Origin of the sequence: Leifsonia xyli, assembly GCA_001647635.1 — a bacterium.
Taxonomy (GTDB): Bacteria; Actinomycetota; Actinomycetes; order Actinomycetales; family Microbacteriaceae; genus Leifsonia; species Leifsonia xyli_A.
Genome location: CP014761.1, coordinates 2,498,681 through 2,512,287 on the forward strand (window position 1 = coordinate 2,498,681; position 13,607 = coordinate 2,512,287).

At 69.6% G+C, this 13,607-nt stretch carries 11 protein-coding genes; 5 read left to right on the forward strand and 6 right to left on the reverse strand.

The genetic code is table 11. The annotated features are described in order from the left end of the window. Positions 1–13 precede the first annotated feature (13 nt). Entirely contained in the window at positions 14–712 is a 699-nt protein-coding gene (locus A0130_12310; GenBank protein ID ANF32352.1) for a phosphatidylglycerophosphatase, read from the reverse strand. A gap of 231 nt (positions 713–943) precedes the next feature. Here A0130_12310 and A0130_12315 point away from each other — a divergent pair, with 231 nt between their 5' ends. From A0130_12315 to A0130_12325, 3 genes are all read left to right on the forward strand, one after another. Further along, positions 944–2,629 (forward strand): multidrug MFS transporter, encoded by a 1,686-nt coding sequence (locus A0130_12315; protein ID ANF32353.1) that lies wholly within the window; start codon positions 944–946, stop codon positions 2,627–2,629. 11 nt (positions 2,630–2,640) lie between these two features. Next, positions 2,641–3,153 (forward strand): hypothetical protein, encoded by a 513-nt coding sequence (locus A0130_12320; protein ANF32354.1) that lies wholly within the window; start codon positions 2,641–2,643, stop codon positions 3,151–3,153. Positions 3,154–3,356: 203 nt separating this feature from the next. Continuing rightward, positions 3,357–3,992: a hypothetical protein gene (locus tag A0130_12325; GenBank protein ID ANF33423.1), complete on the forward strand. Its 636-nt coding sequence runs from the start codon at positions 3,357–3,359 to the stop codon at positions 3,990–3,992. A 3-nt stretch (positions 3,993–3,995) separates the two neighbouring features. Here A0130_12325 and A0130_12330 read toward each other — a convergent pair whose 3' ends face one another. Then, positions 3,996–5,006 (reverse strand): hypothetical protein, encoded by a 1,011-nt coding sequence (locus A0130_12330; GenBank protein ANF32355.1) that lies wholly within the window; start codon positions 5,004–5,006, stop codon positions 3,996–3,998. Between the two features lie 47 nt (positions 5,007–5,053). On the opposite strand from A0130_12330, the gene A0130_12335 reads away from it, so the two are divergent. Further along, positions 5,054–5,623, forward strand: a complete 570-nt coding sequence (locus A0130_12335) for a deaminase (protein ID ANF32356.1) — start codon at positions 5,054–5,056, stop codon at positions 5,621–5,623. 36 nt (positions 5,624–5,659) lie between these two features. Continuing rightward, positions 5,660–8,002, forward strand: coding sequence for a daunorubicin resistance protein DrrC (locus A0130_12340; protein ANF32357.1), 2,343 nt, complete (start codon positions 5,660–5,662; stop codon positions 8,000–8,002). A gap of 43 nt (positions 8,003–8,045) precedes the next feature. Here A0130_12340 and A0130_12345 read toward each other — a convergent pair whose 3' ends face one another. From A0130_12345 to A0130_12360, 4 genes are all read right to left on the reverse strand, one after another. After that, complete coding sequence (locus tag A0130_12345) at positions 8,046–8,516, reverse strand: GCN5 family acetyltransferase (GenBank protein ANF32358.1); 471 nt, start codon at positions 8,514–8,516, stop codon at positions 8,046–8,048. Positions 8,517–8,591: 75 nt separating this feature from the next. Next, positions 8,592–10,349 (reverse strand): glycoside hydrolase, encoded by a 1,758-nt coding sequence (locus A0130_12350; GenBank protein ANF32359.1) that lies wholly within the window; start codon positions 10,347–10,349, stop codon positions 8,592–8,594. 11 nt (positions 10,350–10,360) lie between these two features. Beyond that, entirely contained in the window at positions 10,361–11,218 is an 858-nt protein-coding gene (locus tag A0130_12355) for a hypothetical protein (protein ANF32360.1), read from the reverse strand. Continuing rightward, complete coding sequence (locus A0130_12360) at positions 11,218–13,254, reverse strand: glycogen debranching enzyme (GenBank protein ID ANF32361.1); 2,037 nt, start codon at positions 13,252–13,254, stop codon at positions 11,218–11,220. The genes A0130_12355 and A0130_12360 overlap by 1 nt, the downstream gene beginning before the upstream one ends. Positions 13,255–13,607: the final 353 nt, after the last annotated feature.

The window sequence follows — 13,607 nt, forward strand, 5'->3', positions numbered from 1 at the left end:
CGGCTCCGTCGGACTACCGAGGAACTGCGTATTCGGGCTGCGACGCCTGCACGGGCCGGCGGTCCAGACGGCGGGTGACGAGGTTCCACAGGCCGGCGATGAGCAGCGCGCCTGCGACGCCGTTCAGGATGCCGCCGATCACATCCGTGCCGTAGTGGACGCCCACGTACAGCCGGGACCATCCCACGGCGAGCACGAACAGGGCGCCGACCACGATCACGATGGCGCGGGGCACTCCGCGGAAGGCCATCGCCACACCGGTCACCAACGCGGCGGCGAACACCACGTGCCCGCTCGGGTAGCTGAGGGTGGCGGGCGAGATGTGGAGCAGGTGCGTGAGGCCGTCGGTGGTCGGCCGCGGCTGCGCGACGACGGTCTTCACGACGAGGGTGGTCAGCCACCCCGCGCCGGTCGCGACGCACACGCCGAGCGCGCGCCGCCATCCCACCGCGAAGAGCAGCACGACGAAGACCACGACGAGGACGATGGCCACGACCACCGGATGGTCGAGCCGGTCCAGCACCAGCGCCGCGCTGTCGAGGAGGGGCGAGTTGACGCGGTTCACGGCCGCGTCGAGCCCCACGAACCGCAGGCCGATGACCGCCTTTGCGGCCAGCCCGAGGCCGATGGTGAGCACGAACAGCACGACGGTCCACACGATCCAGTGGGCGGGCGTGAGCAGAGACCAGGCACGGGCGCGGCGGGAGGGCATCCTCCGAGGGTAGGGGCGCGTCCGGCTCCCAAACTGGGCGAGCGCCCGTCGCGGCTTCGAGGACGCTCAGGCGTCGGGGCGCGGAACTTTGCACACTCGGAAATAATGCAGCCCGGCAAGACGTTAGTTGACTTCGGTCACCTATTTCTATATGGTTGATCGCAGTCAACCAATTTGTGTCGAAGGATCCGCATGTCCACCACTCTCTCCCGGGATGCCTCACCCGCGGCGATGTCGCATCGCCAGGTGCTGGAGTCCCTCTCCGGGCTGCTGCTCGGAATGTTCGTCTCGATCCTCGCGGGCACGGTCGTCTCGACCTCGATGCCGCGGATCATCTCCGAGCTCCACGGCGACCAGACGGCCTACACCTGGGTCGTGACCAGCACGCTGCTCGCCACCACCGTGTCCACCCCGATCTGGGGCAAGCTCGCCGACCTGCTCAACCGCAAGCTGCTCATCCAGCTCGCGCTCGGACTGTTCGTCGTCGGCTCGGCGCTCGCCGGGTTCTCGCAGAACACCGACATGCTCATCGGCTTCCGGGTGGTCCAGGGCCTCGGCGCCGGCGGTCTGACCGCGTTGAGCCAGATCATCATGGCCGACATCATCAGCCCGCGTGAGCGCGGCCGCTACATGGGCCTCTTCGGCGGCATCATGGCCGTCGGCACGGTCGGCGGCCCGCTGATCGGCGGCCTGCTCACCGACTCCGTCGGCTGGCGCTGGAACTTCTTCGTCGGCGTCCCGGTCGCGGTCGTCGCCATCATCCTGCTGCAGATCACCCTGAAGCTGCCGAAGCGTCCGGCCCGCAAGGTCCGCATCGACTACCTCGGCGCCGTGTTCCTGGCTGCCGGCGTCTCGCTGCTGCTCATCTGGGTGTCGCTCGCGGGCAAGGACTTCGACTGGAACAGCGCCCAGACCTACTGGATGGTCGGCGGCGCCGTCGCCCTGCTGATCGCCTTCCTCGTCACCGAGCTCCTGGTGAAGGAGCCGATCATCCCGCTCGCCATGTTCAAGAACCGCACCTTCACCCTCGCGGTGATCGCGTCGATCTCGGTCGGCGTGGCGATGTTCGGCACCTCGGTCTACCTCGGCCAGTACATGCAGCTCGCCCGCGGCGCGACGCCGACCGAGTCGGGTCTTTTGACGCTGCCGATGATCGCCGGCCTGCTGCTGTCCTCCATGATCGTGGGCAACCTGATCAGCCGGTTCGGCAAGTGGAAGGGCTACATGATCGTCGGGTCGATCCTGCTGACCGTCGGCCTGTACCTGATGAGCACGATCGCGTTCGACACGAACTACGTCGTCGTCTCGGTCTACATGTTCATCCTCGGCGCCGGCGTCGGCATGGTCATGCAGAACCTCGTGCTGATCGTCCAGAACACGGTCCAGCCGGAGCAGCTCGGCGCGGCCAGCTCCAACGTCGCCTTCTTCCGCTCGCTGGGCGGAACGATCGGCGTCTCGGTGATGGGCAGCGTGCTCGGCACGACGGTCGTCAACCTGATGAGCGACCGCAAGGACGATCTGCTCGCGGCCGCCGCGACGTCGGGTGCGAAGGGCATCGCAGCGCTGAAGTCGCTCTCGAGCGGCCAGCTCCCCGAGGTGGGCACCCTGCCGACCGGCATCCGCACCATTGTCGAGTCGGTCTACGGCCAGGCCGTGGCGGGGATCTTCCTCATCGCCGTCCCGCTCGCCATCGTCACGATCATCGCCATCCTCTTCCTGCCGAACATCACGCTGGGGAGCAAGACGGCCATCGAGCGGATGAAGGAGAAGGAGACCGGCGGCGAGACCCCGCTGGAGTCCGCCGAGGGGAACGCGATCGAGGTCGCCGAGGCGCTGATCGGCGCACCCGGCACCGGATCGATCACCGCCGTCCGGCACGAGGGCGAGCGTCCCTCCGCCGCTGAGAACGGCCGCTAGACGGGCGCGTTATGATCGCGGCCATGGACAACACCGGACGGGTGGCGGCGGGCGACGCCGCCACCCTCCCGGCCGCCGGCGAGGCGACCGGGTCGACCGACCGCGCCATCGCGGAGGTCGAGGAGCAGTTCACGCGACTGTTCAACCAGGTGAGCACGGCGATGCGCGACCGTGCCGTGCACATCCACCCGGACCTGCAGCCCGGCGGCTACAAGCTGCTGACCACCATCGTGCGCAACGGCCCCATCCACGCCGGAGCGCTCGCGTCGATGCTCTACACGGACAAGAGCGTGATCAGCCGGCAGCTGAGATTCCTCGAAGAGATCGGCTTCGTCGAGCGCCAGCCCGATCCGACCGACCGGCGCGCCAGCTTCATCGCGGCGACGCCGGTGGCGATCGAGAAGGTCAACGAGGTGCGCGCGGCCGACCAGGCCACCCTGTACCGCGGCCTGCGCCGCTGGGGCGAGGAGGACGTCCGGCGCCTCGCCGAGCTCCTGGAGCGGCTGAACGAGGTCACGCGCTAGGCGCATCCGGCGCCGGGCCTCCGGGTGACGGTTCAGCGGGACGCTGGTACCCTTCGACGGGTATGCCCCCCGCATCCACCCCTCTCCGCCCCCGCGGCCGTCGTTCGGCAGGCCGTGGTGCCGCTGTGCCGTCGCAGCGGGTGCGGATCCGCCTGCCGCGGTCGCGTCGCCGGCCCGCGCTCTCGCTGGGGCACCGCGTCGGAGTGACGCTGGCGGTCATCGGGCTGGTGTGCGGGTTCTCGATCGTTCCGACCGACGCGGCGCTCGCCTCCTCGTTGCGGGTGGCGCCGTCGACCACGGTCGCGCCCGGAGAGTCCGCGGGCACCGAACGCGCGTCCGCTCCGCCGCAGGAACTGCTGGTGGATGCGACGATCGCGGCTCCGGTGGTCAACCGCGAGAATCTGAGCGCGACCGACGGGCTGCAGACACTGGCACGTGTCGGAACGAACGAGGCATGGGCGAAGCTGGTGCTGATGTTCGGCGGCTGGCCGCAGACCGATGCGAACGTCACGGTGATGCTGCGCTGGATGCGGCAGGAGAACGGGCCGCCGGACTGGTGGAACCGCAACAACCCGCTCAACAACGGCTACGGCTCGGGCGGCGGAGCCGGTCTCGGGAGCTACCCCGACCTCATCACGGCCGCGGAGTACTGCGCCAAGAACCTGCAGCGCGGCTACCCGGACATCGTCGCCGGCCTGCAGTCGGGCGTCTCGGCCGACACCACCGCGGCCGCGATCTGGGCGAGTCCGTGGGCGACCAGCCACTACGGCAACGGCACGCACTGGAGCACGCGCCCGGTCGAGATCGTGCAGGCGCCGGCCTCCGCCTGGGGGCTGTAGTCGCTACTCCTTCGCCAGCCAGGTGCGGAGGCGGTCGAGGGGCCACGTCGTGATGATGCGGTCGGCGGGGACACCGTTCGCCGTCGCCCGCGCCGCTCCGTAGGCGAGGAAGTCGAGTTGGCCCGGCGCGTGCGCATCCGTGTCGATCGAGAAGAAGCATCCGGCGTCGAGGGCCCGCTGGATGAGGTCGTCCGGCGGGTCCTGGCGCTCGGGCCGCGAGTTGATCTCGACCGCGACCTGGTTCTCGACGCACGCGGCGAAGACCGCGTCCGCGTCGAACTCGCTGGGCGGACGCGTCCCGCGCGAGCCCTGCACGAGGCGGCCGGTGCAGTGGCCGAGCACGTTGGTGTGCGGGTCGCGGATGCCGCCGAGCATCCGCTTCGTCATCGTCCGCCGGTCGGAGCGGAGCTTGGAGTGGACGCTGCCGACCACCACATCCAGACGCGTCAGCAGCTCGGGCGTCTGGTCGAGCGTGCCGTCCTCGAGGATGTCGACCTCGATGCCCGTGAGCAGCGTCAGCACCCCCGTGTCCAGATCGGCGATGACATCGAGCTGCTCCTCCAGGCGCTCGGCGGAGAGTCCGCTCGCCACGGTCAGCGTCGGCGAGTGGTCGGTGATCGCCTGGTACTCGCGGCCGAGTGTCGCCGCGGCGGCGGCCATGACTTCGATCGGAACGGTGCCGTCCGACCACTCGGTGTGGCTGTGCAGGTCGCCGCGCAGCTGGGACAGCAGCTCAGCGCCGCCGGTGTCGAGGGGAGCGGCGTTGCGCTCGCGGAGGTCGGCCAAATAGGTGGGGACCTCTCCCTCCACCGCCTGCGCGATGACCTGGAACGTGCGGTCGCCGATGCCCTTCGTCCGCTTGAGCCGCCCGTCGGCGACGCGTGCCGCCAGCTCCTCGTCCCCGAGGCCCTCGATGGTGGCCGCCGCGCGGCGGAACGCCTGGACCTTGAAGCTCGGGGCGAGCTCGCGCTCCAGCCAGAAGGCGATCTCGTTCAGGGCGTCGACGGCATCCATGCGCCCATGCTCCCACCGCGTCGGTGGCATCCGGTACCGTCGCGGCCATGGGGAGGATCGTCTTCGACACCGCGACCACCATCAACGGCTTCATCGCCGATGAGCAGAACTCGCTGGCGTGGCTCTTCGCCGTGCCGGGCGGCGAGGAGCCGGCGGAGGGGCTGCTGCCGACGGATGCCACGGTGATGGTGGAGGGGCGCACCACGTATGAGTGGGTGCTGGCCGAGACCGACATCCTGGCGCATCCCGAGAGATGGCGGGAGCTCCACGGCGAGCGGCCGTGCTTCGTGTTCACGCATCGAGAGCTCCCGGTGCCGGAGGGGGCGGACATCCGGTTCGTGTCCGGCTCGGTGGCGGAGGCGCTGCCGGCGATCCGCGCGGCGGCCGGGGAAGGCGACATCTGGGTGGTCGGCGGCGGGGACCTGGCCGGGCAGTTCCTCGACGCGGGTGCACTGGACGAGATCGCGATCTCCATCGCGCCGGTGGCGTTGGCCGGGGGTGCGCCGCTCCTTCCCCGACGGGTGGAGTCGGACCGGCTGCACCTGGAGTCGGCCGAGGCGATCGGGCAGTTCGCGCGATTGAGGTACAGAGTCTCTGGCCCCGTGTCGGTGGATTGATATACGGTGGGTCACGTACCAAGCGAGGGGATCAGCATGACCGCACCGGCCGACAGCCACGACACCATCCGCGTCCAGGGCGCCCGCGAGAACAACCTGAAGGACGTCAGCGTCGAGCTGCCCAAGCGGCGGCTGACCGTCTTCACGGGGGTCTCCGGTTCGGGCAAGAGCTCGCTCGTCTTCGGCACCATCGCCGCCGAGTCCCAGCGGATGATCAACGAGACCTACAGCGCGTTCGTGCAGGGGTTCATGCCGTCCCTGGCTCGGCCCGACGTGGACGTGCTCGAGGGTCTGACCACGGCGATCATCGTCGATCAGGAGCGGATGGGCGCGAACGCCCGGTCGACCGTCGGCACGGTGACCGACGCGAATGCCATGCTCCGCATCCTGTTCAGCCGGCTCGGGCAGCCGCATGTCGGGTCACCCCAGGCATTCTCGTTCAACATCCCGTCGGTCGCGGGCAAGGGGGCGATCACCGTCGGCGACAAGACCGAGGTGCGCGAGTTCTCGCAGCTCGGCGGCATGTGCCCGCGCTGCGAGGGCATGGGAACGGTCAGCGACATCGATCTGACGCAACTGTTCGACGACAGCAAGTCGCTCGCCGAGGGCGCGATCACCATCCCGGGCTACACGGCCGACGGCTGGGGCGTGCGCATCTACAGCGAGTCCGGGTTCTTCGACCCGGCCAAGCCGATCCGCGACTACACGGAGCAGGAGCGTCAGGACTTCCTGTACAAGGAGCCGACGAAGGTCAAGATCAGCGGCATCAACCTGACCGTCGAGGGGCTCGTGCCGAAGGTGCAGAAGTCGATGCTGTCGAAAGACGTCGACGCCATGCAGCCGCACATCCGTGCCTTCGTCGAACGAGCGGTCACGTTCGCGCCGTGCCCGGAGTGCAGTGGCACGCGACTCAGCGAGGGTGCGCGCTCGTCGAAGATCGCCGGGATCAGCATTGCCGACGCCTGTGCGATGCAGATCACCGATCTGTCGGACTGGGTGCGATCGCTCGACGAGCCGTCGGTGGCCCCGCTGCTGAAGAACCTGCAGCACCTGCTCGACTCGTTCGTCGACATCGGGCTCGGCTACCTGTCGCTCGACCGCGCCTCGGGCACCCTGTCGGGTGGTGAGGCGCAGCGGACGAAGATGATCCGGCACCTGGGGTCGTCCCTGACCGATGTCACGTACGTGTTCGACGAGCCGACGGTCGGACTGCACCCTCACGACATCCAGCGCATGAACGAGCTGCTGCTGCAGTTGCGCGACAAGGGCAACACCGTGCTCGTGGTCGAGCACAAGCCGGAGGCGATCGCGATCGCGGACCACGTGGTCGACCTCGGTCCGCGTGCGGGGTCGCAGGGCGGCGAGGTGGTGTTCGAGGGCACGGTCGAGGCGCTGCGGGCGAGCGGCACGCTCACGGGACGCCACCTGGACGACCGCGCTCGGCTGAAAGAGACGGTGCGGTCGGCGTCGGGTTCGCTCAAAGTGCGGGGAGCGTCGGAGCACAACCTGCAAGGCGTGGATGTGGACATCCCCCTCGGCGTGCTCGTCGTGGTCACCGGGGTGGCCGGGTCGGGCAAGAGCTCGCTCATCCACGGTTCGGTCGCGCCGCGGGAGGGCGTCGTGTCCGTCGACCAGGGAGCGATCCGCGGGTCGCGGCGCAGCAACCCGGCTACCTACACCGGCATGCTCGAGCCGATCCGCAAGGCGTTCGCGAAGGCGAACGGGGTCAAGCCGGCGCTGTTCAGCGCCAACTCCGAGGGCGCGTGCCCGAACTGCAACGGCGCCGGTGTGATCTACACCGACCTCGGCGTGATGGCGGGCGTCTCGACGGTCTGCGAGGTGTGCGAGGGCCGGCGGTTCGACGCCTCGGTGCTGGAGTACAAGCTCGGTGGTCGCGACATCAGCGAGGTGCTGGCCATGCCGGTCGCGGAGGCGGAAGACTTCTTCGGCCAGGGGGAGGCGAAGCTGCCGGCGGCGCATGCGATCCTGGAGCGGCTCTCGGATGTCGGGCTCGGCTACCTGACGATCGGGCAGCCGCTCACGACGCTGTCCGGCGGGGAGCGGCAGCGGCTCAAGCTCGCGACGCACATGGGGGAGAAGGGCGGCGTCTACGTGCTCGACGAGCCGACGACCGGTCTGCACCTCGCGGACGTCGAGCAGCTGCTCGGGCTCCTCGACCGGCTGGTCGACAGCGGCAAGTCGGTCATCGTCATCGAGCACCATCAGGCCGTCATGGCGCACGCGGACTGGATCATCGACCTGGGGCCCGGCGCCGGGCACGACGGCGGGCGGATCGTGTTCGAGGGGACGCCCTCGGAACTGGTGGCGCAGCGATCGACGCTGACGGGGGAGCACCTGGCGCGGTACGTGGGGGCGTGAGCAGCGGTCGCGGGTGCCGGGAGGTCGCTTCGTGAAGCTGTGGCTACCCGAGGTCGAGGGTGAAGTAGGCGCTGTTGGGGTCGTCGGTGTACGTGCCGAACGGCGGGCACGGGCGGAAGCCGGCGCGTTCGTAGAGGCGCCGGGCGGGTGCGAAGAAGTCCATCGAGCCCGTCTCGAGCGAGACGCGCAGAACACCGCGCGCGCGGGCGTCGGCGAGGGCCGCGTCGAGGAGCAGCGCTCCGATGCCCTGGCCGCGTCGCAGCGGGTCGGTGCGCATGCTCTTCAGCTCCTCATGGCCCGGCTCCAGCGCGGCGAGGGCGACCGTTCCGACGATCACGCCGGCGTCCGTGGCGTTCCACAACCGGACGTGCGGCTGCTGCAGGCCGGACAGGTCCAGGGCGTGGCGGCTCTCGGGCGGGGAGGTCGGCTCCATGTCGTCCAGGTGCTCCTGCAGGAACACCGCGAGGGCAGGGTCGGCGAAGTCGGCGCGGCTGACGACGATGGAGGCGGTCACACCCGAGACCGTAGCGCGGCCGTATTTCGGGTTCGTTTCCCGCAGACGCAGGCTGGGAGCAACGGGCTCGGCGGATCAGCGGCTCAGGTCGGTGATGGTGAGGGCGGCGTCGATCAGTCCCAGATGCGACAGGCCCTGTGGAAAGTTGCCCCAGAAGCTGCCGTCCTCATCCAACATCTCGGCGTACAAGCCCACGTCGTTCGCGCGCTCCACCAGGTCGTCCATCAAGTCCGTCGCCTCCCGCACCTCGCCGACGCAGGCGAGGGCGGCGGCGAGCCAGAACGAGCACGCGACGAAGGGGCGCTCGCCCTCCGCCTCCGCACCGGTGAAGCGATGCAGCAACGACCCGTGGCCCAGCTCCCGGCGAAGCGCGGCGATGGTCGACCGCATCCGCTCACCGCGGTCGAACCCGCTGGGCGCGTGCAGGAGCACCGATGCATCCAGCTCGTCCACGCCCGCGACCATCGTGTAGGCGCCCAGCTTCTCGGACCAGCAGTTCTCGTCCACCCACGCGTGGATGAGGTCCGCCTCCCGGCGCCAGCGGGCCGGGTTCCCCTGCGCCTGACCGAGTTCGGCCAGCTGCAGCGCCGACTGCAGCGCCTGCCAGCAGCCCATCTTGGACGAGGTGTGGTGCCGCAGCTCCGTCAGCTCCCACATGCCCGAGTCGGGCTGCGGCCACACGTCGCACACACGGTCGGCGACATCCGAGACCAAGCGGCGCGTCGGGACATCGAGCACGTTGCCCTCGGCGGCGTACGCCAGCGCCACGCTCAGCAGGTCACCGTACACGCCCAACTGCAGCTGCGTCGCGGCGCGGTTGCCGGTGACCACCGGCCCGATGCCGCGCCAGCCCGGCACGTCGTGCTCCTGCGGTTCGGCCGACGACTCCTCCCGCAGTCCGTACAGGATGCGCAGCTCGGCGTGGTCGCCCTTCACCGCCCGCAGCAACCACGAGATCGACGCATGCGTCTCCTCCCGCAGGCCGAACCGGGCGAGCGCCCGCAGCGAGTACGCGGTGTCGCGCACCCAGGCGAAGCGGTAGTCCCAGTTCTTGCCGCCGCGCGGAGTCTCCGGGAGGGAGGTCGTGGCCGCCGCCGCGATGGCTCCGGTCGGCGCGTAGAGCAGCAGCTTCAGCGCGAGGGCGCTGCGCTGCACCGCCTCCGCCCACGGGCCGTCGTACGCGAAGGTCCGCGACCACAGCTCCCAGTTCGACACCGTCCGATCGATCCCGATGTCGACGTTGCCCGGCACGGGAAGGTGCAGCGGCTCGTCCTGCGTCGCCACCACGGTGAGGGTGCGCCGCGAACCCTCCGCCACGCGGATGCGGCCGCCGAAGCGCGGGGCGTCCGCATCCTCGACGGCGTCGTCCAGGCCCGTGACACCGATGTTGACCGTTCCCACGCGCAGGATGCGGTTGCCGTCGATGTGCTCGGCCCACGGGCTCGACATCCCGAGCACAGTGCCGGGTTCGACCGACCAGTCCATGACGACCGTGCCGGACATTCCCTCGATGCGGCGGGCGAACTCCAGCCACGGCAGCCGTCCGGCCACGCCGGTGACGAGTGCGTCGGTGACCCGGACGGAGCCGTTCGCGGTCGTGAACGTCGTCTCGAGCACATTGGTGCCCGGCAGGTAGCGGCGCCGGGAGGTGAAATCCGCGACCGGGCGCAGCACCATCCGGCCGCCGCGCTCGGGGTCGAGCAGCGACGTGAAGACCGGCGGCGAATCCAGGTTCGGGATCGGCAGCCAGTCGACGGTGCCCGCACGATCGACGAGCGCGACCGTGCGGCCGTCGCCCAGAGCGGCGTGGTCCTCGATCGCGAGTGCGTCCATCCCGGGCGTCGTCACGCCTCCGGTCGGAGGCCGGCGGCGGCGATGACGGCCTCGCGGAAGACGGGTGTCAGCTGCTTCGCGGTCGGCCGCGCGGCGGGGTCGCTCGCGGTCATGGCGTGCAGGATGCGCGTCCAGTCGCCCGGCAGGTCGTCCGGGACGGGCGGCTCGTGATCCAGCCGCGCCATGGCCGACTCGACCGCATCCCCGGGGTACGCGACAGACCGCGTGAAGCACTCCAGCAGCACCAGGCCGAGCGAGTAGATGTCGCTCGCCGGGGTCGCGGGCCGCCGGAGCGCCTGCTCGGGGCTGAGGTAGGCCGCGGTTCCGGTCGTCTTGCCGTCCTCGGGAGTCGACGGAGCGCCCGTGATCCCGCTGGCGATGCCGAAATCGGTGAGCCGGGCGCGTGCCCGGAACGTCGTCGTGCCGTACGAGACGAGCATGATGTTCGACGGCTTGATGTCGCGGTGCACGACGCCGTTCGCATGGACGTACTCGAGCGCCTCCGAGATGTCGTAGGCGATTTCGGCGATCTCCTCGAGGGACAGCTCCCGCTTGTCCAGCATGGCGGCGAGATCGGTTCCCGAGACGAGTTCCATGATGAGGAACGGCCGCGGGTCCTTCGGCGAGGTGTAGTCGATACCGGCGTCGATCAGCGAGACGATGCCGTGATGGCTGAGCCGTGCGAGCGCCGCCTGCTCGGTGCGGTACTGCGCCATCTCCTCCTCGCCGCCGGAGCGGTAGAGCTTGATGGCCACCTGCCGGCCGAGCAGTTCGTCCGTCGCCTTGAAGATGCTGGCCTCGCCACCGCGGCCGATGACGTGCTGCGGACGGTAGCGTCCGAGCAGTGCCGGGATGGTGGACTCGGGCATCAGCTGCTCCGCGACCTCAGCAGCGCGAACGACGACTCGCCCAGGATGACACTGGACCCGTCGCCGAGGGCGAGCTCGGGGTCGCTCGACAGCTCCAGCTCCCAGGCGGAGCCGGTCGTGTCGGGGAGCACGAACTCCACGCCGTTGCCCGCCCCGTTCAGCATGAGCAGGAACGAGTCGGCGCCCTCGTGGCGGAGCTCGAACGCGATCGAGCGGGCCAGCGGGTCGCCCCAGTCCTCGTCGGCGAACGGCTCGCCGTCCGAGCGGAGGATGCACACCACATCCGGGCCGCCGACGTCGGGCGCGTGCCGGTACCACTCGGGCCGCAGCGCGGGCTCGTTTCGTCGCAGGTGGATGAGCTTGGTGGTGAACTCGTGCAGCTCCCAGTCCGCGTTCTCCCAGTCGAACCACGAGATCTCGTTGTCCTGGCAGTATGCGTTGTTGTTGCCCCGCTGGGTGCGGCCGATCTCGTCGCCGCCGAGGATCATCGGCACGCCCGCCGACAGCAGCACGGTGGCGAGGAAGTTCTTGCGCTGCCGGGTGCGGAAGGCGTTGACGCCCGGGTCGTCGGTCGGTCCCTCGACCCCGTAGTTGCTGGAGCGGTTGTCCGATTCCCCGTCGCGGTTGTCCTCGCCGTTCGCCTCGTTGTGCTTCTCGTTGTAGCTGGTGAGGTCGGCGAGGGTGAAACCGTCGTGGGCGGTGACGAAGTTGACGCTCGACAGCGGTGCGCGGCGCGAGTCCTCGTAGATGTCGGGGCTGCCGAGCACCCGCTGCGACAGCGTCGACAGTACACCGGGCTCGCCCCGCCAGAAGTCGCGCACGTCGTCGCGGAACTTGCCGTTCCACTCCGACCAGTCGGCCGGGAACCCGCCAAGCTGGTAGCCCGCCACATCCCACGGCTCGGCGATCATCTTCACCTGCGCGAGAGTCGGGTCCTGCTGGATGAGCGTGAGGAACGCGCTGTGCAGGCTGGCGTCCCCGCCTTGCCGGGTCAGGGTGGTGGCGAGATCGAAGCGGAAGCCGTCGATGTGGTAGTCCTCGACCCAGTAGCGGAGCGAGTCCATGATGATCTGCAGCGCCGCCGGGTGGCTGACGTTCCAGCTGTTGCCGGTGCCGGTCGTGTCGAAGTAGTGCGCGCCGTCGCCCTCGACCAGCCGGTAGTACGACGGGTTGTCGATGCCCTTGAAGCTGTAGGTGGGCCCGAGATCGTTGCCCTCGGCGGTGTGGTTGTAGACGACGTCGAGGATGACCTCGATGCCGGCCGCGTGGAGCGCCTTCACCATGCCCTTGAACTCGTCGACCTGGTGGCCCGTGTCGCCGGTCGCGGCGTACTCGTTGTGCGGCGCGAAGAACCCGATGGAGTTGTAGCCCCAGTAGTTGCGGAGGCCCTTCTCGAGCAGGTGCGCGTCCTGGACGAACTGGTGGATGGGCAGCAGCTCGACCGCGGTGACGCCGAGGTTCTTGAGGTACTCGACGGCGGCGGGATGCGCGAGTCCGGCGTAAGTGCCGCGGAACTCCTCGGGCACCCACTCCATGAGCTTGGTGAAGCCCTTCACGTGCATCTCGTAGATGATCGTCTCGCTGAGCGGCGTGCGGGGACGCTCGTGGTCCCCCCAGTCGAACTCCTGCCGGTCGACGGCGACGCCGAGCGCGACGTGTCGCGCGCCGTTGGTGTCGCTGCGGCGCTTGGGCCGACCGAGCTGGTGCCCGAACACGGCCTGCGTGTTGTCCCAGGAGCCCGTGACGGCCCGGGTATGCGGCGGCAGCAGCACCTTGGCGGGGGAGAATCGGAGGCCGTTGGCCGGATCCCACGGCCCGTCGACGCGGAGGCCGTACCGGGTGCCCGGCACGAGGCCGGGGACGAAGCCGTGGAAGACGTGACCGGTGCGGTCCGTCAGGACGGTCTGCTTCTCGCGTCCGCGGTGGTCGAACAGCGAGACGATCACCTTGTCGGCGTGCTCGCTGTAGACCGCGACATTGGCGCCGCCCTCGCGCAGGGTGATCCCCAGCGGGTACGGCGCGGAGTCGCCGCTCACGCGGCGGACTCGGAACGGGCGGCGAGGAGCGGGCGGTGGAGGGGGCAGGGCAAGGACACGGTGCCTCCGATCGGCGGGTAGACCGCCACGATACCTGCGGGCGTGCGCGGCGCTCCAGCCATTGACAGGGAGGGGTGGGGACGTTAGATGCAGGTTGCGTCGCGACGACGGTTGAACATTGGTGTCAATAGTGACACCATAGACTGTGCCGAAAATCGCAAAGCTCCTCGTGCGAATGAGGCTCAACCCGAGAGATGTCAGGTTCGATGAGTTGGCGGCGGTCTGCGTCGCCTATTTCGGAGAACCACGCCAGTCGGGCTCCAGTCACCTGGTGTTCAAGACCCCATGGGCCG